Source organism: Halococcoides cellulosivorans (genome assembly GCF_003058365.1).
Taxonomy (GTDB): Archaea; Halobacteriota; Halobacteria; order Halobacteriales; family Haloarculaceae; genus Halococcoides; species Halococcoides cellulosivorans.
On record NZ_CP028858.1, the window covers coordinates 2,228,935 to 2,248,942 of the forward strand.

General features: G+C 66.4%; 17 protein-coding genes. 6 read left to right on the forward strand and 11 right to left on the reverse strand.

The window, feature by feature from the left end:
* Window positions 1-157 precede the first annotated feature (157 nt).
* Window positions 158-2,107, forward strand: coding sequence for a right-handed parallel beta-helix repeat-containing protein (locus tag HARCEL1_RS11050; RefSeq protein WP_108383511.1), 1,950 nt, complete (start codon window positions 158-160; stop codon window positions 2,105-2,107).
* 102 nt (window positions 2,108-2,209) lie between these two features.
* Entirely contained in the window at window positions 2,210-2,473 is a 264-nt protein-coding gene (locus HARCEL1_RS11055) for an AbrB/MazE/SpoVT family DNA-binding domain-containing protein (protein WP_108384262.1), read from the forward strand.
* A gap of 137 nt (window positions 2,474-2,610) precedes the next feature.
* Here HARCEL1_RS11055 and HARCEL1_RS11060 read toward each other — a convergent pair whose 3' ends face one another.
* From HARCEL1_RS11060 to HARCEL1_RS11080, 5 genes are all read right to left on the reverse strand, one after another.
* Window positions 2,611-2,934, reverse strand: a complete 324-nt coding sequence (locus tag HARCEL1_RS11060) for a transcription factor S (RefSeq protein WP_108383513.1) — start codon at window positions 2,932-2,934, stop codon at window positions 2,611-2,613.
* 37 nt (window positions 2,935-2,971) lie between these two features.
* Window positions 2,972-3,496: a hypothetical protein gene (locus HARCEL1_RS11065; protein WP_108383515.1), complete on the reverse strand. Its 525-nt coding sequence runs from the start codon at window positions 3,494-3,496 to the stop codon at window positions 2,972-2,974.
* On the reverse strand, window positions 3,489-4,136 hold the full coding sequence (locus tag HARCEL1_RS11070; protein ID WP_108383518.1) for a hypothetical protein: 648 nt from the start codon (window positions 4,134-4,136) through the stop codon (window positions 3,489-3,491). The genes HARCEL1_RS11065 and HARCEL1_RS11070 overlap by 8 nt, the downstream gene beginning before the upstream one ends.
* A 93-nt stretch (window positions 4,137-4,229) precedes the next feature.
* Window positions 4,230-5,060 (reverse strand): RAD55 family ATPase, encoded by an 831-nt coding sequence (locus tag HARCEL1_RS11075; protein ID WP_108383520.1) that lies wholly within the window; start codon window positions 5,058-5,060, stop codon window positions 4,230-4,232.
* Window positions 5,061-5,135: 75 nt separating this feature from the next.
* The gene (locus HARCEL1_RS11080; RefSeq protein ID WP_108383522.1) at window positions 5,136-5,942 is read right to left on the reverse strand and encodes an amidohydrolase family protein; all 807 of its coding nucleotides are present in this window, start codon (window positions 5,940-5,942) and stop codon (window positions 5,136-5,138) included.
* Window positions 5,943-6,148: 206 nt separating this feature from the next.
* On the opposite strand from HARCEL1_RS11080, the gene thsA reads away from it, so the two are divergent.
* From thsA to HARCEL1_RS11095, 3 genes are all read left to right on the forward strand, one after another.
* Window positions 6,149-7,705, forward strand: a complete 1,557-nt coding sequence (gene thsA, locus HARCEL1_RS11085; protein WP_108383524.1) for a thermosome subunit alpha — start codon at window positions 6,149-6,151, stop codon at window positions 7,703-7,705.
* A gap of 81 nt (window positions 7,706-7,786) precedes the next feature.
* Window positions 7,787-8,656 (forward strand): mechanosensitive ion channel family protein, encoded by an 870-nt coding sequence (locus HARCEL1_RS11090; RefSeq protein WP_108383527.1) that lies wholly within the window; start codon window positions 7,787-7,789, stop codon window positions 8,654-8,656.
* Between the two features lie 107 nt (window positions 8,657-8,763).
* Window positions 8,764-9,342, forward strand: coding sequence for a class I SAM-dependent methyltransferase (locus tag HARCEL1_RS11095; RefSeq protein WP_108383530.1), 579 nt, complete (start codon window positions 8,764-8,766; stop codon window positions 9,340-9,342).
* A 4-nt stretch (window positions 9,343-9,346) separates the two neighbouring features.
* On the opposite strand, the gene HARCEL1_RS11100 is transcribed toward HARCEL1_RS11095, so the two are convergent.
* Window positions 9,347-11,017, reverse strand: coding sequence for a glutamate synthase-related protein (locus tag HARCEL1_RS11100; protein ID WP_108383532.1), 1,671 nt, complete (start codon window positions 11,015-11,017; stop codon window positions 9,347-9,349).
* A gap of 188 nt (window positions 11,018-11,205) precedes the next feature.
* Entirely contained in the window at window positions 11,206-13,089 is a 1,884-nt protein-coding gene (locus HARCEL1_RS11105; RefSeq protein WP_108383534.1) for a HAMP domain-containing protein, read from the reverse strand.
* A gap of 281 nt (window positions 13,090-13,370) precedes the next feature.
* Here HARCEL1_RS11105 and HARCEL1_RS11110 point away from each other — a divergent pair, with 281 nt between their 5' ends.
* Window positions 13,371-15,296, forward strand: a complete 1,926-nt coding sequence (locus HARCEL1_RS11110) for a beta-CASP ribonuclease aCPSF1 (RefSeq protein ID WP_108383536.1) — start codon at window positions 13,371-13,373, stop codon at window positions 15,294-15,296.
* 21 nt (window positions 15,297-15,317) lie between these two features.
* On the opposite strand, the gene HARCEL1_RS11115 is transcribed toward HARCEL1_RS11110, so the two are convergent.
* The 4 genes from HARCEL1_RS11115 to HARCEL1_RS11130 all read right to left on the reverse strand — a co-directional run bounded on the left by HARCEL1_RS11115 (window position 15,318) and on the right by HARCEL1_RS11130 (window position 19,817).
* On the reverse strand, window positions 15,318-16,403 hold the full coding sequence (locus HARCEL1_RS11115; protein WP_233357332.1) for an ABC transporter permease: 1,086 nt from the start codon (window positions 16,401-16,403) through the stop codon (window positions 15,318-15,320).
* Window positions 16,396-18,204, reverse strand: a complete 1,809-nt coding sequence (locus HARCEL1_RS11120; RefSeq protein WP_233357333.1) for an ABC transporter permease — start codon at window positions 18,202-18,204, stop codon at window positions 16,396-16,398. The genes HARCEL1_RS11115 and HARCEL1_RS11120 overlap by 8 nt, the downstream gene beginning before the upstream one ends.
* Window positions 18,205-18,206: 2 nt before the next feature.
* Window positions 18,207-19,100, reverse strand: coding sequence for an ABC transporter ATP-binding protein (locus HARCEL1_RS11125; protein WP_108383541.1), 894 nt, complete (start codon window positions 19,098-19,100; stop codon window positions 18,207-18,209).
* A 132-nt stretch (window positions 19,101-19,232) separates the two neighbouring features.
* Window positions 19,233-19,817 carry an NAD(P)/FAD-dependent oxidoreductase gene (locus tag HARCEL1_RS11130; protein WP_108383544.1) on the reverse strand — a complete coding sequence of 195 codons (585 nt, stop codon included), beginning with the start codon at window positions 19,815-19,817 and terminating at the stop codon, window positions 19,233-19,235.
* Between the last annotated feature and the right edge of the window lie 191 nt (window positions 19,818-20,008).

A 20,008-nucleotide genomic window follows, 5' to 3' on the forward strand; every position in this document is an offset into this window, starting at 1 on the left:
AGGGACCAACACGAGCGGCGAGCGTCACGACTGTCGAGAGCACACGAAGATGTCGAGTCCGACCCCCGAACGATTTTCATTCACATCTTATACCGTTTATCCAACGACACGTCGTATAGGTCAAGAAATATGAGTCTGGAACAGTTGTGTGTTAACGATGGTTCACGAGGGGACCCACCAGACCGACGGCGCACCGACAGGACGAACACGACGCGAGGCACTCGGGACGATCGCGGCCGCCGCGGGCGGTCTCGTCGGAGTCGCCGGGACGGCCTCGGCCGCGCCCGTGGCGACGGTCACCGGGTCGGGTGGGAGCTACGAGACGACGAGCGGCGGGTCGACCGTCCATACGGGCGGCGATCTCGCCGAGGCGATCCGCGCGGGCATCGACGCGCTGCCCGACGGGCGATCGAGTCGAGAAGAGGTGCTCGTGGAGGCCTCGGGCGACATCTCGGAACAGATTTTCGTACCGAGCTATACCGATCTGAACCTGCAGGGCAGTTACTACGCGTCGGGCATCATCCCGTTTTACGCCGACCAGGTCGAGTCGATCACGATCCGGAATCTGACCCTCGAAGGCGACGTCTCGATGGGGATGCGGATCCGACGGGCCGACGACGTCGTCGTCGACGGGATCACGATGGAGATCAGTTCGGGCATCGGGATCCGGATCGACGATGCGTACAACGACGCGACGCCCGAGCGGACCACGGACGTCCGGATCGGCACCGTCGAGATCAGCGGCGCAGGCCACCACTCCGTCGAGACCTACGGCGTGACTGGATTTACCGCCGACACCGTTCGCACCTGGGATTCGGGCGGGTGTGGACTCCTCTTGAACAATACCGACGACGCAGAGGTCGGCCTGGTCGACGCGACCCGTGCCAACGAGGGCGGCGGGTACGCGGGCTTCCGGTGTGCGAACGACGCCGGGCCGAACATTCACGTCGAGCGCGTCGAGGCCGTCGACTGCGGGCGTGGCATCTTCACCGTCTCGAACAGCGGCGGGATCACGATCGACGAGGTGTACCTGGAGGGCAACAGCGGGAACCTGATCCAGGACTCCCGGGACGTGACGATCCGAAGCGGGGAGATCACCGAGACCGGGAGTTCGGGCGTGCGTATCGACTCCCGGAACGACGACCGGCATCCCCACACGCGCAACGTGACGATCACCGGCTGTGACATCAACAACAACGCCGGCTACGGCGTCCGCGAGACCGGGCCGGACACCGAATCGAACCGCATCGAGGGCAACGGCTTCTGTTCGAACGGCGACGGCGCCGTCGAGACCTACGCCGACTCGACGGTCGTCACGGGGAACACCTACGACTGCTCGGGCGTGCCCGGTGGTGGCGGTGTCCCGCCGGCGATCGATCCGTACCTCCGGGTCGACGGTGGCGAGTGGCAAGAGACCGCGACGGTCTCGATCGACGCGGGCCAGACCGTCGAATTCGGGCCGCACCCCACCGAGGGCGGGTCGTGGTCCTGGGAAGGCCCCGGGGTCGCCGCAGACACCCGCGCGATCGAGGTCTCACCGACCGAGACGAGCACCTACACCGCGACCTATACGGATTCCTCGGGCGAGTCCTCGACGCAGGAGTTCACCGTCGAGGTGTGTTCCCCGTCGACGCTCACCCCCTACGTCCGCGTCGACGGCGGCGAGTGGCGAGAGACCGCGTCGGTCTCGATCGATGCGGGCCAGACCGTCGAGATCGGGCCCCACCCCACGGAGGGTGGCTCGTGGGCCTGGGACGGGCCCGGTGTCTCCTCAGACACCCGCGAACTCACGGTCTCACCGACCGAGACGGGGACGTTCACCGCGACACACACGAACGCGTGCGGCGCGACCGCGACACTCGACGTTCGGGTCACGGTCGGACCGGCGGGGCCAGCGGCGATCGACGGGACCGTTCCGACCGATCCCAACGGCGACGCGTTGTACGAAGACCTCTCGGGGGACGGGACGCTGAACTTCCCCGACGTGAACACCCTGTTCCAGCACACCGACGACCCCGCCGTCCAGGATCACGTGTCGGCCTACGACTTCACCGGCGACGGCCTCGTCGACCAGCAGGACGTGCTCGCGCTGTTCGAGATGGTGTAGCGTTGCGGGCCAGGCCGTTCGTTACGAGAGGGTCGGTCGACGATAGATATACCAGACGTACTACCAAACGACTGAAATCGAAATGGAGCGTAGTGTGGGATGATGGCTCGCGTCACGACCACCGGCACGGTGACCATCCCGACGCCGGTCCATGAGGAACTGGGGACCACAGCAGGCGACGAAGTGGCGTTCGAGTCGACGCCAGACGGATACGTTATCCGACCGGTGTCCCCACGAACGCCCGACGGTGAGGACCCGTTCGAGATCTATCGCGGAGTTGTCGAGGGAACGATGTCCGACCGAATGCGCCGATTGCGGGGCGACCAGGAAGTCGAACACAGCGACGAAACAGATTCTGACAAGTGATAGAGTAGCCGGTGTGGGAACGACGACGTTCGATCGTGGGTTCCACGAGACGTATTTCCCGGCGGTATCCGTCCGACTGGCGTGACCGTGACCGAACACCCCACCCCCACTCCCCCGGGGGGCCAGACTCGGCCGGTTCAGTTGTACTCTCGCCAGCGATGCCCACACGCTGTGCACTTGAAAAATCGCGTCGGTGGTTCGTCGGCCGACCCCGTCTGTTTGATCGTATAATAGGCGACTCCGTGCCCACAGTCCTCACAGGTCACGTCGTCGCTCGTTGGCTTACCCTCGAAGGCAGCCCCCTCCTCGGTCTCGATCAGGTCGTCGTCCGATTGGGCGTCCGTGCTCACGAACTCGGCCGCACGGTCCTGGTCTTTGACCTCACGAGCGCCACACTCCGCACAGACCATCGCGTCGCCGTCCGCGTGCATCAGCGAGCCACAGTCCTCACAGAACTGCATACCGCCGTTCGGGCCCGGACCGGCAAAGAGTCCCCGATCACCACTCGGCTTCGAGACGGTCGCGCTCTGCGACGATCGGACAGTCCGCGAGGCGGACGACGCCCATCGACGGGACGGCGAGGATCTCGCTTCCCTCGTAGGTACACGTGAACGCGGGCGGGTCGGCAACGTGCGGGCAGTCCCGACAGTACGATTCGATGGGGACCTCGCGGACGTCGCGCTCGTCGTCGGTCTCGACGACCTGCTCCTCATGGGGCCCGATCGACGACCAGATGTCGCCATCTGGCGTGGGCGCGTCGGTCAGCAGGTCATCGGTGACGTCGACTGGGGTCTCGGGCAGGCGGTCGAACGGGTCGGCCACGCCGATGTCCGCCAACTCCGTCTCGGAGAGGTCTGCGGGGGCCCAGCTCTCCTGGACGGTGTCGGGGCCGGGCTCGTCGATTCCATCGGATCTGCCCGTTCTGTCCGGCCCCTCCCCGTCCGGTGCGTCCTCGGAATCCGGAGCCACGTCCGAATCGGGCGCGTCCTCGGGGTCGTGATCGTCCGCCGCGTCGTCACTCATCGGGCGTGCCCTCCTCCAGACGAAGCGTCGCGGAGCCGAACCAGCCAGTGGGCGGGTCGAGATCGGAGAACGCGGCCTCACAGTGCGGACACGTACTCGCTCCGAGCAGTCCCAGATCGATCGCGCGTCCACAGCCCTCGCAGGCGGCGCGATCGACGTCTGCGGTGTGAGCGGCGCTGCGAATACGATCGAGGACGGGATCGCTCCCCACGCGCTCGCGCTCCTCGACGACGATCCAGGCGAGGCGATCGACCTTCTCGGACAGGTCGTCGAGTCTGGTCTCGACCGTCCGCTCGGTGTCGTCGACCCGGTCTTCGAGCGTGCCGATCCGGTCGCGGAGGTGAGCCGGATCGGGGCCCTGACCGGATTCGAGCGCCCCGACGCGGTCTTCGAGGTCGTCGGCGGCCCAGTCGGTCGATTCGAGGTGTTCGATCACCGCGTCGGTGATCGAATCCATCCGATTGGCGAGGACGGACGCGACGGCGGGTTCGATCGACGCCTCCGGATCGGTCGCGACGGACTGCTGAGCGATCAACAGCTCCGCGGCGGCCGTCTCGGCGTCGTCGCCGTGCCCGTCGAGCCAGTCAGCGACCGATTCGGGCACCGACAGGGTGAGCGTCCGTCCGGCGTCGTCGGCCATGCCCGATCGGTTCACCGGTCGCGCCCAAAAGGGTTCGGTACCAAATACCACGACCGATAGCGAGTGTGGCGTCGTCGGCGGTCCCGTCGCCAGTCAGCGGATCTTCCGGACGTCGCTGACCGAAAAGCCCGAGTCGGTGATCTCGGTTTCGAACTGGACGATGTCCTCGGCCTCGATCTGGGCGAGCACGCCCCGGAACGACCGGACGACCATCGTCCGCTGGCGTTCGTTGCCCGCGCTCTCCCAGTCGAACTGGAGCACGCCGGTCGCGGCGTCGACCAGTCGGCCGTGCTGGATCGGTTCGAGCGCCTGTTCGTCGACGTGGACGAGGACGACCGCTCTCCAGGTCAGCGCCGCCCGCGTGAGCGCGCGCATCATGACCACGACGTCCCGCCAGTCGGCGGTCTCGCCCGGAGCGCCGACGAGGTCGGTCAGCGAGTCGACGACGACCAGACTCCCGGGGGCGTGGTCGCTGAAGAGGTGCCCGACGCGGGCGAGCAGACCCTCACGGTCGCCACTGGAGAGGTCGGTGATCGAGTCGGCGGCCTCGCCGTACCAGTCCCGCGGGATCGGACTGGGCTCGAAATACCGCGACGCGAGGTCGTGGACGGTCATCTCGTCGAACGCCGCACTGATCGAGGCGTCGACCATGCGATCGATCTCCCAGCGAACCTGGTCGGAACTCGACGTGACCGAGAGGTAGTGCACCGCGTCGGGGAGGCGCGCCTCCGCGGAGAGATCACCGTAATAGAGGTCGTAACTCTCGGGGTCGGACAGCGCGAGCGCGTTCATGATCGCCGTCGTCTGGACGAACGACCGCGCTCCCGCTCCGGCCTCGCCCGAGCAGAGGACGACGCTCCCCACCGGTGGGCCACCCCCCATGAGGCGATCGAGTCTGCGGATACCGAACGGGATCCGCTCCATACCCCGCGTTCACACCCCGCGCGTTTGGCCGTTGTGGCCCGCGGCGTGGTCAAAACGCGCCGGCCGTGCCCACCCTCAGGGCGCCAGCGACTCGAACACCCGGCCGGGATTCGTCGAGAACACCCGTCGCATCGCGTCTTCGGGCACGTCCAGGGTGAGAATCTCCATGATCGCGACGTTGGGGTGGGCCATGGGCGCGCCGCTGCCGAACAGGATCTGGCCCGGGTGTTCCATGATCGCGCGTTCGAGTGGGTCACGGAAGCGCACGAAACTCGTGTCGAGATAACAGTCGTCGTAGCTGCCGAGCAGGTCGATCGCCTCGTGGGTCAGTGCGTCGTCGAGTGGGTAGCCACCGAAGTGCGCGACGATCACCGGCATCGACCGGTCGAGCAGTGTCGCAGCGATCCGGTCGGGCGGGAATCGTCGCCCGCCGTGGACGATCACCGGGAGGCCGACCGATTCCAGGCGGTCGAGGACCGCCGGCGCGGGCAAGCCGTCGACCCCGGGGTCGAGTTTGAACCCCTCGAAGCGGTCGTCGTAGGCGTACTGTTCGACGTCTTCGGGAGGCGTTCCCCCGCCGGTGACTCGTCGCCCGGCGTTGACGGCACGGTCGAGTGGTCCGTCACCCGGCCGGCGAGCGCCGTCCAGACGGGCGATCGGAACGAGCGAGCGATCGACACAGAGGCGGGCGACCGCGTTGTTCGCCGCGAGATAGCCGTCCTGGCGGGCCGCCGGGAACACGAGCGAGCGGACGATGCCGGCCTGGTGCATCTCGCGTTCGAGGCCGTCCGGATCCGGCGCGTCGCGCGGTCGGCGCTCGGGGTCCGGCTCGAATCGCGTGTGGACGTCGACCACCCGGAACTCGTGTTCCAGTTCGAGCATCACCCGAGTCGGGGGGCGCCGGAGCCTTAACTGACCGGCCCAGAGTATCAATATAAACCCCGTGCGGCGGACCAACCAGGGGACGCTCCGGGGGCCACGCGCGGTCGCCAGACGGCGCGGTGAGCGCCGTCGATGAACACTTTTATATAGAACCGCTAACGACCATTGAGTGAGGAATTCCAATCATGTCATCTGGTCAGCGCCGCATGGGGGGTCAACCCCTTTTCGTTCTCAACGAGGACAGTGAGCGGACCCACGGGAAAGACGCGCAGTCGTCGAACATCTCTGCGGGCAAGGCGGTCAGCGAGACCGTCCGGACCACACTCGGTCCGCGCGGAATGGACAAGATGCTCGTCTCCGACGACGGTGAGGTCGTCATCACCAACGACGGGGCGACGATTCTCGAAGAGATGGATATCGAACACCCCGCCGCACAGATGATCGTCGAGGTCGCCCACACCCAGGAAGACGACGTGGGCGACGGCACCACGACGGCGTCTGTGCTCGCGGGCGAACTGCTCTCGAAAGCCGAAGACCTGCTCGACGACGAGGTTCACCCGACCTCGATCGTCGAGGGGTATTACGACGCCGCCGATCTGGCTCACGAGGCCGTCGACGACGTCGTCATTTCCGGCGATCTGAGCGACGAGCAGTTGATCCAGGTCACGAAATCCTCGATGACCGGCAAGGGCACCGGCGACATCGAGGCCGGGCCGCTCGCCGAGACCGCCGTCGAGGCCGTCCGCCACGTCGACCAGTACGGCGGAGGCCGTGACGACATCGACATCGAGGGGAAAGTCGGGGGCGCGTCCTCGAACACCGAACTCATCGAGGGCGTCCTGATCGAGGAGGACCCCGCCCACGAGAACATGCCCACGTCGATCGACGACGCGACGATCGCGATCGTCGACGACGAGATCAATCTGGCCGAAAGCGAGATCGACGCCTCCTACGACGTCACGAGCGTCGACCAGTTCGACGCCGCCCTCGAATCCGAACAGGACGAACTCGACAGCTACGTCGAGGCGATCGACGAGGCGGGCGTCGACGTGCTCGTCGCAGGCCGGAAGGTCGCCGATCGCGTCCAGGTCGGGCTCGCACGAGCGGGCATTCTCGCGCTCCAGAACGTCAAAGACCAGGACATGGCGTCGATCCACCGCTCGACCGGGGCGTCCCGCGTCAGTAGCGTCTCGGAACTCGAAAGCGACGACCTCGGGACCGCCGACAGCGTCCACGTCGAGGGCCCGAAAGGCGACGAAGTCGTCTTCTTCGAAGGCGGGTCGGGATCGGAATCCGTCACGCTGTACGCCCGTGGTGGGACCGAACACGTCGTCGACGAACTCGTCCGCGCGCTCTCGGACGCCGTCGACGTCGCGCTCGCCGCGATCCAGAGCGGAAACGTCGTGCCCGGCGCTGGCGCGACCGAGATCACCGTCAGTGACTATCTGCGCGCCGAGGCCGCGAGCATCGACGGCCGGAAACAGCTCGCCGTCGAGGCGTTCGCCGACGCCATCGACGTGATCCCCCGGACGCTCGCAGAGAACACCGGGATGGACTCGATCGACGCGCTCGTCGAACTGCGCGCCGCCAACGAGGAGGGCGACACCGTCGGGATCATCTCCGAGGGCCAGACGGGCGTCATCGACGACCCCGCCGACTACGGCATCCTCGACCCCGCCGCGGTGAAACACGAGGCCATCGATTCGGCGACCGAGGCCTCGACGATGATCGTCCGGATCGACGACGTCATCTCCGCGAACTGATCGGCCGTTTCGGTTCTGTTGTTCGAGTGTTATATATCCCACCGGGACCAGCTATATACCCACTCCGTCGGAACCGCAGCCATGGCCGTCGGTCCCGACCTCGTCACCCAGTTCGAGCCACTCCTCGACCAGTACAGCGAGTGGTTGCGCACGGCCGGGATCTTCCTGGGGACGTTCGTGGGCACGTACTTGCTCGGCCGAATCGTCCTCGTCCCGCCCGTGGTCCGGGCGGTCGCCAGCCGGAACCCCGACAACGAGACGCTGGTCGGCGCGATCGGACTCTATCTCCGGGTGGCGATCGCCATCCTCGCGGTGCCGATCGCCGTCACGGCGGCCGGCTTCGGCGGCGTCGCGGTCGGCTCGAGTGTGATCCTCGCGGCCGCGACGCTCGCGTTCGGTATCGCCGGCCAGGACGTCATCGGCAACTTCGTCAGCGGGATCTTTCTGGTCACCGACCCGGATTTCAACGTCGGGGACTACGTCGAGTGGGACGAGGAGTGTGCCGGCACGATCGATCGGATCTCGCTGCGGGTCACGCGGATGCGCACGCCGTCGGGCGAGGTCATCGTCGTCCCGAACACCGAACTCGCGACCGCCGCCGTCCGCCATCCGTACGCCCAGGACCGGTATCGGATCAGCCAACGGCTGGTCGTCGGGTACGGCGACGACATCGCGAGTGTCAGAGCGTTGCTCGTCGAGGAAGCCGCGGCCGACGAGCGAGTGCTCGCTGAGCCCGCACCCGTGGCGAACGTCACCGATCTGGGCCCGAGTGCGATCGAACTGACGGTGCTGTTCTGGGTCGGCGATCCGAAGGATCGCAACATCGGCGACGTGCGGACCGCCTTCGCGACGCGGGCGAAAGAGCGGCTGCTGGCCGAGGGCGTGGATCTCGCACCGACCGGGACCCAGGAGCTCTCGGGTGAACTGGGGATTTCCGAGCGCAGCGGGTGACGCTGCGGCGGGTGACGTGGTCGATCTTGTCGTCAGCACGTTTTCGCCGCGGTCCGCGTCAGCGCCAGCCCGGCTATCTTTACATCAGCCCGCACGAAGAGGCCGCCATGATCAGTCGGTTGGTCGAACAATCGAGACGACCAGACGGACTCCTGGGTCGGGTGCTGCTCTGTACGATGGGGCTCGCTCACCGGCGACTCACCGCGTGGGGCCTGGAGCAGGTGGACCTGGGGGCCGACGACACCGTCCTCGACGTTGGCTGTGGCGGTGGTGGAGCGCTCGATCGGTTGTCTCAATCGGTGACCGATGGCCACCTCCACGGGCTCGACCTGTCCCGGACGGCGCTCACGAAAGCGCGACGGATGACCCAGGCCGACGACGCGACGGTGCGCCTCACACAGGGCACAGTCTCGACGATGCCGTTTCCAGACGAGAGGTTCGACATGGTCACGGCGTTCCAGACGCACTATCACTGGCCAGCTCTCGACACTGATCTCGCCGAAATCTATCGCGTCTTGCGTCAGGGTGGGCGGCTCCTGATCGTCGGCGAAAAAGTCAAACTTCAGTACCACCTCGAAGACTACGAGACGACCACGGCGACGGCAGATCTGCTCGACGCTGTCGGATTCTCCGAGTCTGAGACAGTCGATCACCCGGAATGGCTCTGCGTGATCGGCGTTCGGTGACCGCTCAGTCGTCGGCCGTGACCGGCTCACTCGCCGACTTCAGCAACGCCTTCGCTTCCTCGTCGTACGCTTCGGTCAGCAACGGCAGGTCGGTCACCCGCGCGGTCTCCTCGTTTTCGGCCATCAGATCCGAGCGCTCGATGGCGTCGATGCTGAACTTGCGTGCGCCGGCCATGAGCTGTTTCAGCCCGGCACCGAGTTTGTCGGTCAGGTTCCAGAGCGCGACCGCGCCGTAGGGGATGTCCTCGACCGACTGCTCGCCCAGCGCCTCGTCGACGTCCTGCCAGCCCGAGAAGATCTGTTCGGGCGTCTCGCCGTACTCGGTGACCGTCGGGGGCAGGTCCTCCCAGGTGCCGTTGATCTGCTCGCGGCGGTCGGGGTGGAGCGCACCCTCGACGTTCGTCCCGACGAACCCGGGGATCATCAGCGCCCGGCCCATGCAGACGAGCTTGACGTACGGGGAGCCAAGCGCGAGCGTCTTGAAGATCTGATCCTCGGTGGCGATCCCACCCGCGAACGCCAGATCGGGCACGAACTGGCCCTCGTCGTCCATCAGTTCGGCGTATTCGAGCGCTTTCGAGTGGATGTGGACCGACGGTGTGCCCCACTCTTGCATCATGTTCCAGGGGCTCATGCCGGTGCCACCGCCCGCGCCGTCGATCGTCAGGAGGTCGAGTTCGGCCTTCGAGGCACACCGCATCGCCAAGGCGAGGTCTTCGTTCGAGTACGCCCCCGTCTTGAGCGTGATGCGCTCGAAGCCGAGTTCGCGGAGGTATTCGACGGTCTCCAGGAACGACCGCTCGACGTCTTCGGGTTCGGGAGCCTCGGTCGCGCCCAGGCGGCTGTGTCGGGCGAAATGCTCCAGATTGCCCTCGCGATAGGCCTTCTGGACTGCCTCTTTCGTCGGGTCGGGGTCGACGACGTAGCCCCGATCCTTGAGGAACTGGGCGTACTCGATGGAGTCGACCTGGATCTCGCCGCCGATGTCTTTGGCACCCTGGCCCCACTTGAGTTCGATGATGACGTCGTTACCGTGCTCCTCGGCGACGTACTCCGCGACGCCGTTGCGCTGGTCCTCGACGTTCATCTGGACGATGATCGCACCGTACTCGTCGTCGGCGTACTCGTTGTACGTCTCGATCCGGCGGTCGAGTTCCGGCGAATCGACGACGCGGCCGTCTTCCATCGTCGACTCTCGATCGACAGCGACGACGTTTTCGCCGATCACGATCGGGAATCCGCGCAGCGCCGCGCCCACCGCGAACGATTCCCAGTATTTTTCCGCGATAAACGTCGACCCGAGCGCACCCGTCATCAGCGGGAGCTTGCACTTCGTGGTCGTCTCGGCCCCGAATTCGGTTTCGAGGTCGACGTTCGTGTACAGCGCGTCGTCGGCCGATGCGGAGACGCCCTCCGGCAGGCCCTCCGCGCCGTGGGCGTACCCCTGGATGCGCATCGACTCGTAGCTCACGCCGTCGGTGGTCGCGTTGCGTGCGCCCGCCGTGATATCGCCGTACCGGCGCGGATACAGCATCTCACGGCCGCGCAACGACGACATCCAGGTCTCACACGACCCCACGCAGTCGGAGGTACACAGCGTACACAGTCCCGACTCGGCGGGGTCGCCACGGTTGGTCGTGTCGAGCACGTCGTCACGCTTGTCGTATTGTGGCATTACTTTCCGGTTCTCAATCTTCGTACTTAAATGGACCGGATTTTGTCCCAAATATCCCCGGTTTTGGCCCACAAAACCCGACCAATCGTCAACTAATAGCGTCGGATCGGTCGAGAACCACCCTCAAACGAGCGGGAGCGTCACGAACGTCACCCCGATTACTCGTCCGATGGTCGATCGACCAGTTCTTACTCGTCGTCCGAGGCCCCGGGCCCGGTCGGGAAGTAGAACTCGTGTTCGGAGTCGGTCTCGAAGCGACTGAGCACGTCGTCCAGCGGCCGAGCGTACCGCGTGAGGTCCTCGGCACGCTGAGAGACTTCCGAGAGTTCGGCGGCCTGTTCCTCGGCGGCGCCAGAGACGGTCTCGGCCTCTGCCATGGTGTCTTCTGCGAGCGCGAGGATCTCGTCGATCGCGTCAGCGATCGTCTGGAGGTTCTCGATCGAGTCGTCGAACTCGACGTCGGGGCTCTCGATGCCCTCGAACGCATCGATCGCGGCGTCGAGGTCGTCACGAACGGCTTCGAGGCGTTCGATCTGGTCGTCAGTGTCCGCGGAGATCTGCTGGACCGAGTCGGCGGCCTGTTCGGAGGCTTCCCGGACGTTCGCGGCGGACTCGAAGACGACCTCGCCGCTGGTCTCGACCTCGTCGGCAAAGGTCGCGAGTTGCCCCGTGGTCTTTTCGAGTTCCGCGATCATCTCGTTGAACGACGCGGCGATCCGGTCCATCGACTCGTTCTCGCCGTCGGGGTCCATCCGCTGGGTGAGATCGCCCGCCGCACACCGCTCCATGGTCTTGGAGTACTCCTCGGCCTTGCGTTCGAGGTACTGATTCATCTCCATGGCCTCGGCCCGGGAGACCTCGGCCTCTTTGCGGGCCTGCTGGGCCTCGTCGATCTGGATCGACAAGGCCTTGCGCATGCTGTCGAGACTGCCGTACAGCTGTCCGATCGCGTCGATGCGGTCGGTCTCGATGTCGACGTCGAGGTTGCCCTGCTCCATCTCGACGGCTTTCCCGCGAAGCCGATCGATCGAGCGGGTGACCGACAGTCCGAGGCCGGCCCCGACGATGCCGAAGAGGACGAACCCGACGATCGTCGCGAGGAATCCGAGCGTCCGGAGCGTGCTCACGAACGAGAACGCCTCGTCGGTGGGCGTGTGGACCGCGACGACCCAGCCTTCCGTGAGGTCCTCGACCTGCACACGGGAGGTCGCGACGGTGTACTCGCCGCCGTAGACGTCGTTCGGACCCGTGCGTGGTGAGAAGCACGTCTCACCGACGCCGGGCGTCTCGAACACACAGTCGATCGGCGCCGACCCATCACCGCCCGTGTAGGCGGTCCCGACCTCGGAGTCGGTCGATGCGGCCTGGACGACGCCCGACCCACCGACGATCTGGGTGAACTGCTGGGACGACTCGGCGTCCTGGCTCACTTCGGCCAGCGTATTGCGGAGCCCTTCGACGCTGAACTCCGCGACGAGATACCGGTCCGAGGTGAATCGGACGGGACTGACGAACCCGATCACGTTCCGATCGCCAGTCCGGTAGACCTCCGACATCGCCACTTTGCTCTCGGGCATGTCCGCCGGGGCAGCCTCGGTGACCCAGCCCCGGTCGGCCGAGGAGAGCGTCGCGCCCTTCTCGATGGTCGCGCTCTCGATCGTCCGGAACTCACCCGACTCGGTGCGCTCGACGAGGTGAAGCTGGTCGACGCCGAACATCACCGTCCAGGTGTCCGTCCGGGCCGATCTGAGTGCGGCATCCCGTTCCGCGGGAACACCCCAGACCTCGTTTTGCGAAGAGAGCCGGACCGACACCGCGTTTCGCTCGATCCAGGTCTCGACGGTCGAGGCCTGCTGCATCGCGATCTGTCGGTGCTCGTCCTCGACGGTCTGTTCGACCTGCCCGGCCAGTAGCTGGGTCGCTCCCAGCCCGACCGCGACGACGATCAGCCCCATGACGAACAGCACGAGAACGAACTTGAGAGCGAAACTTCGACGGATCGGGTCCGGCACGATCGACGCGACTATGCCCGACGGTTCGCTCGAATCGTCCGTGTCTGAAACACCACTCATTGCGTTAATCCCCCGTGAGAGCGACGGCCGAGACCAGTAGAACCGGCCAGTCACACGGTCACGTTCCACGAGATTACCCCTCAGAATACAAAAGTATTCGGGAACCCGTCGGCCGCTGACGACAGGTTTTTGTACGCCAGAGAGGCAAAGACCGACCAGACGTCGGTTTTCCGGAGCGTCCGGATCGCAATCCCGACACCCAGCGATACAACCTATGATTATCAGTGCCAGCCGACGGCGCGGGCTCCCCGCTGGAGCCGTGCCGGGCACCCCTACGAGCCATGAGTAGAGTCGACGAGCGTCTCGACGAGATGGAACGAACCGTCGTCCGGGAAGTGCCCGACGACATCACGATCACGGACGTCGCCTTCGAGGGTCCCGAACTGGTCATCTACACCCAGGATCCGCGTGCGTTTGCCGAGCGCGGCGACCTCGTTCGACACCTCGCCTCCGAGTTGCGCAAACGGATTACCGTCCGGCCCGATCCCGCCGCGCTCGACCCGCCCCGGGAGGCCGAATCCGACGTCCAGGCGGTCATTCCCGACGACGCGGGCGTGACCGATCTGGACTTTCACCAGGACACCGGCGAGGTGATCATCGAGGCCGAAAAGCCCGGCATGGTGATCGGGAGCCGGGGATCGACACTCCGTGAGATCACCAGCGCGACGGGCTGGACACCCGAAGTCGTCCGGACGCCACCGATCGAGTCCGCGACGGTCTCGAACGTCCGGGATTTCCTGATGCAAGAACGCGAGGATCGCCGTGACATCCTCGAACGGGTCGGCCGGCAGATCCACCGCGAGGAGATGTCCGACGACCAGTGGGTCCGGATCACCACGCTCGGCTGCTGTCGCGAGGTCGGCCGCGCGAGTTTCATCCTCTCGACGCCCGAAACACGCGTGTTGATCGACTGTGGCGACAAGCCGGGCGCCGAAGACGAGGTGCCGTACCTGCAGGTGCCCGAGGCGCTCGGCAGCGGCGCGAGTTCGATCGACGCCGTCGTCCTGACGCACGCTCACCTCGACCACTCCGCGCTCGTTCCCCTCCTCTTCAAGTACGGCTACGACGGGCCGATCTACACGACCGAGCCGTCCCGGGATCTGATGGGCCTGCTCTCGCTGGACTATCTCGACGTCGCCGCCAAGGAAGGGCGAACGCCGCCCTACGATTCGGAGATGGTCCGCGAGGCGATCAAACACACCATCCCGATCGAGTACGGCAACGTCACCGACATCGCCCCGGACATCAAACTGACGCTGCACAACGCGGGCCACATCCTGGGCTCGTCGATCGCACACTTCCACATCGGCAACGGCCGGTACAACGTCGCCTTCTCGGGTGACATCCACTACAGCGACACGCGATTGTTCAACGGGGCCGTCAACGAGTTCCCGCGGGTGGAGACGCTCGTGCTCGAATCGACCTACGGCGGGCGCAACGACTACCAGACCGACCAGGAAGATTCCGAACGCGAGTTGAAGAAGGTCATCAACCGGACGATCGAGCGGGACGGCAAGGTGCTCATCCCGGCCTTCGCGGTCGGGCGTGCCCAGGAGTTGATGCTCGTCCTCGAAGAGGCCATGCGCGAGGGCGACATTCCCGAAGTGCCGGTCCACCTCGACGGGATGATGTGGGAGGCGACGGCGATCCACACGACTTACCCCGAGTACCTCCGCGACGAGTTGCAAGAACGCATCTTCCACGACGACACCAACCCGTTTTTGGCCGACCAGTTCAACCACATCGACGGCGGCGAAGAGGAACGCCAGGAGGTCGCAGACGGCGGGCCCGCGATCGTCCTCTCCACCTCTGGGATGGTCAACGGCGGGCCGATTATGTCATGGCTCGAACATATCGCACCCGATCCCGACTCGACGCTGACCTTCGTGGGCTATCAGGCCCAGGGGACGCTCGGGCGGCGCATCCAGAACGGCCGTGACGAGATTCCCGTCGGGAATAGCAACGGGCGCGGACGACAGAACACCGTCGCGCTCAACATGGACGTCGAGACCGTCGACGGCTTCTCGGGGCACGCCGACCGGCAGGGCCTGGAGAACTTCGTGAAGACGATGAACCCCCGCCCGGAGAAGGTCCTCTGTGTCCACGGGGACGAATCGTCGGTGCAGGACCTCTCCTCGGCGCTGTATCACGACTACAACATGCGGACGTTCGCGCCGAAGAACCTCGAAACGTTCCGTTTCGTCTAGATTTCTTCGAGAGTGCGGCCGTCAGGCCGTGACGGACGCTCGGCCCACCCACCACCGCACGACGAGGTACGCGACCGTCGCGCCCGCGACGATCACGAGCAGGTGCACCCAGGTACCGACCGTCGCGCTGCCGACGCCGAGTTTCGCGACGGTGTTCACGGGGTGTTCGGGCAACGCGGCCGTCGCCGCGAGCAGTGCCAGGCCGAGGATCGAATACAGCAGTTGCGCGGGGCGTCGCCGACGGAAGGCGAGCGCGAGGCCGCCGCCGAGTGCGCCCAGTGCGAGTGCCACGCCCGTGACGAGCGCGAGCAAAGCGACCGGGCGGGCGACGCTGATCCCGTTGACCGCAAAGAGGGCGAGCCAGGCGGCGGCCTGCAGGGGTGCGAGCGCGACGAGACCCAGGGTCTTCCCGTCGAGGATCGTCCGGCGGTCGATCGGCGCGACGTCGAGTAGTTCGATCGTCGCCCGCTCGAACTCCTCGGAGAGCGTGTCCACGACGACCGACCCCATGATGAAGGGGGGCAGGAACATCAACAGTGGGACGAGCACGGTGTAGACGAACGAATAGTACTGGTTCGACTCGACTGGCTGGGGCACCTCCAGGACCTGCTGCTCGATGGCGTCCGAGCGGACGATCCGCTCCTGGCGTTCGAGCGTTTCGAGTACGTCTCTGACCGTCGCGACGTACACCGTCGGCCCGACACTGCCCTCCGGGATGTACGCCGTCACGGCGATGCGCCCGTCGACGATGTCAGTATGCAAGGCCACGTCGACCACCCGACCCTGGAGCGCCCCCAGCGCGGCCGACTCGCTCTCGTACGGCGATATCGCGACGGCGTCGTGTTCGCGCGCCGCGCGCTGGAGTTCCTCGACGGCGTCGCCCGAGACCGCCGCCTCGATGGCCTGTTCGCCGCCGGTCGAGGCGGGATCGTACAGCGTCGTCAGGCCGACGACCAGAAACGACGAGAACGCCGCGACGAACAACTGGATCAAGATTGCGAGGACGATCGTCTTCTCGCGACCGAGCGAATCGATCTCGCGGCGCGCGATCCGAACGCGCGGGCGACGCCCCCACGCGGCGATCCGCTGACGAAGGCGGTCAGGCAAGCGCCATCACCACCACGAGGTTGTAGGCCAGGTGGACGACGACCGCGAGCGAATAGCCGACGGCGTAGCGGCGCCGCCCGCCGATCGCGCCGAGTGCCGACAGCGTCGCCGTGCCCGCGTGGAGGACGAGTGGCGCGAGCAGGAAGCCGATCAGCACCGGAACGGACTCGGGCACGCCGCCGGTCACGAGCGCGGCCTCCTGGACGGCGGGCGTCTCACCCCCCGCGAGCGCGACGATCAGGACGAACTTCTCGGCGACGAAAAAGCCCAGGCCGCTGGCGATACCGATCTTCAGGGCGCTCGCTCGCGTCCTGGGATACAGGTCGTGGACTACGCCCGCGTAGAGATGAATACTCTTGGCGGCCTCCTCGACGAGCGCGACGACGACGAGCACGAGCACGATCGCGACCGTCGGATAGGACAGCGAGACCGGAAAGAGTGCGGCGACGCCGATCAGTTCCGCGACGAACACGAACGGGATCAGGGCGGCGCTCAACAGGGCGGCCGACCGGACGCCCGTGATCCGCCCCGCGAACGCGTCCAGGACCTTCCAGGGCACCGGGCGCTGGGTGAACAGGTCTTCCTCGCGATAGAGGCCCATGCCCAATCCGAACGCGATCAGCGCGACCAGCGCGGGCGGGCCCATCGAGAACAGCGCCGCGCCGGGCTCGATCGGCAGGCCCTGGAGGTCCCGCACGACGATCGTTAGCGGCGAGATCAGCGCGATCGGCAACTGATCGGTGAAGATCGCCGGGACGAACGCATACGAGGTGACGCCGACGGTGATCGTCACCGTGAGGAAGGTGAGTTCCTTGAACGAGCGCGCGAACATCGCCGCGAGGAAGGTCAGGCCGAGAAAGAGGCCGACGATCGGGAGCACCGCGAGCACGGCCAGCGGGCCCGCCCCCGAGCCGCCACGGAGCACACCGATCCCGACCGCGAGCAGGACCTCGAACCCGACGGCGATAGCGAGGTAGGGCAGGGTCTTGCCCGCGACGATCTCACTCGGCGTGACGGGCGCGACGAGCGTCAACTCCCCGCGACGATTCAGCCGCTCGCGCAGCATCGAACTGCCGTACGCCTGGATCACGAAGTTCAACGGGAGGACGAACAGAAAGGCGAAGATCAGCGATCGAAACGGGAACGGTGGGTCGATCGAGGATGGATCGCTTCTGGAGGAGTTCTGGGTCGCGAGCAGGCCACCGAGCCCGCCCAGCGACCCGCCGGCGTCCGAGACCTCGCCGTCGCTCGCGTCACCCGTACCGCCGTCGCCAGTACCGCCGGGGCCGTCGCCGCCCGTCCCGCCGGTGGACCCGTCACCGACTGACCCATCGCCAGCGTCGCCAGCGTCGAGGTCGATCGCCGACCGTTCGACGTACTGGACGGCGACCGTGACGGGAAAGGCGGCGGACTGATCGGCCTCCGCGCGCATGCGGACATCGTTGTACGTCCCGATCGCGCCCCGGAAGTCGGTGTAGGCGGCCCGGCCTTTTTCGCTGTCGGCGAGGCTGATCTGGTGGGGCTGAACGAGCACGTCGATCTCGCCGTTGTCGGGCGATCGGACGGCGAGCGCGGGCGCGGGAACGGGATCGTCGTCGACGACCGGGTGGTAGGGGCTGGTCTCCTCGACGCCGATCCGGAACAACCCGGACTCGGGGCTGACCCCACCGATGGCCGCGACCGGGAGCGTCGCGCTCGCGAGGAGGAGGGCGACGGCGATCATCGCGCCCGTCCGGCGGTCGATCGCGACCGATCCGGCGAGTTCCCACCGCGCGATCCGGGCGATCGGACGCCAGCGCACGGTCAGGCCTCCCGGGTCCGCTCGGTGGCCTGCTCGCGCTCGGCGACGTTCAAGAAGACCTCTTCGAGGCTGGACTCCTCGGTGCGGATGTCCAGGACGCGCCCGTCGCGGTCGGTGGCCGCCTCGCGGATCGCCTCGACGGCGTCCATACTCGATGCGACAGAGTGGTACTGCCCGCCCTCGCTGGTCGCGCCCGACACCTCGACGTCGGTGTAGACGTGATACCGGCGCTCGCCGTGCTCTCGACGGAGTTCCTCCAGCCCACCGCGCGCGACGATCGCACCGTCGTTCATGATCGCGACGCGATCGCAGATCGACTCGACGTGAAACAGGTTGTGCGCGCTGAACAGGATGGTCTTGCCCGCGTCGGCCAGATCGCTGGTGAACTCGATGATGTAGTTGGTCGTCAGCGGGTCGAGGCCACTCGCTGGTTCGTCGTAGATCAACACCTCGGGGTCGTTGATCAGCGATCGCGCGATGGCGACCTTCCGGGTCATCCCCTTGGACATGTCCCCGATCCGGCGGTCGCGATGCTCCAGATCGAGATCGGTCAGCGTCTCGTCGATGCGCCGATCGGCCACGTCGCGGGGGACGTCGTACAGATCCGCGAAAAAATGGAGATACGAGGTCGCGGTCATCTCCTCGTACAGCGGGGATTCCTCGGGGAGAAAGCCCAGATGGCGGCGCATCTCGGTGGTGGCGACGTCGTGGCCCGCGACGGTCGCCGACCCGCCGGTCGGTTCGATCAGGCCCGCGAGCATCTTCAGTGTCGTCGTCTTGCCCGCGCCGTTCGGGCCGACGATGCCGAACACCTCGCCCGAATCGACCTCGAAGGTCGACCCCTCGACGGCGACGAAGCCGCCGTAGGTTTTGCGCAGGCCGTCCGCGGAGATCATGGCCACTGATTGGACCTCACGGTGTTTGTAGCCACCGGCGATCAGCCTTCCTTCCGGCTGTTTTCGGGCGAATCGAAGGTCGCCCTCGCGGTTCGGCTGGCGATCCAGTCACGCACCAACCGTCGATCCCGGTCACGCGTCGATCAACGAGTCGAACAGCGCGTCCGCGTCGGCGGGCACGTCGAAGTCGTGGTAGTGCTCGCCCTTTTCCTTCGAAAGAATGTTGAGCGCCGCGGCGGCCCCGTCGCCGGCGGCGATGACCGCCTGCCACTCCTCGACGCGGACCACCGCACCGGTCGCGTAGGCGTCCGCGACGGAGGTCTCCATCGTCACGTCCACGTCGACGACGTCCTCGGCGGTCGTTTCACAGCCCAGATCGGTCGCGAGCGAGCGGTCCGCCCCCGTCGCAAACACGACGTAGTCGGCGGTCTCGGAGCCCTCGGTCGTCTCGACAGAAAAGCCGTCGTCGGTCGTCGTGACGCGCTCGACGGCCGTGCCCTGGCGACGGTCGACGTCGAAGTCGTCGACCTGATCGCGGAGTGTCTCCATGTACACCGAGCCGTCGATAGACCCGATCCCGGGGTAGTTGAACAGGTGCGCCTTGTGCATCCAGGTCTCGTCGGTGTCGAAGACCGTCGTTTCGAGTCCGTTCTTGGCGGTGAACAGCGCCGCGCTCAGTCCGGCGGGGCCGCCCCCGACGACGATGACGTGTGTCATGGAGGGGGCTCTCGCGCCGTGGTGTTAAAGCTACGTCACGGGGCGAGAGGGTGTCGGCACGGGCACGGCGACCCCACCCCCGCGGACGGTCCAACATCGAGGGTAGATACCGGCCATTTTAGAGCACCGACGATATACAGCCTGACGGTGGCGATGACGAGCAGTTACCCCCACCGAGCCCCGTGTGACGA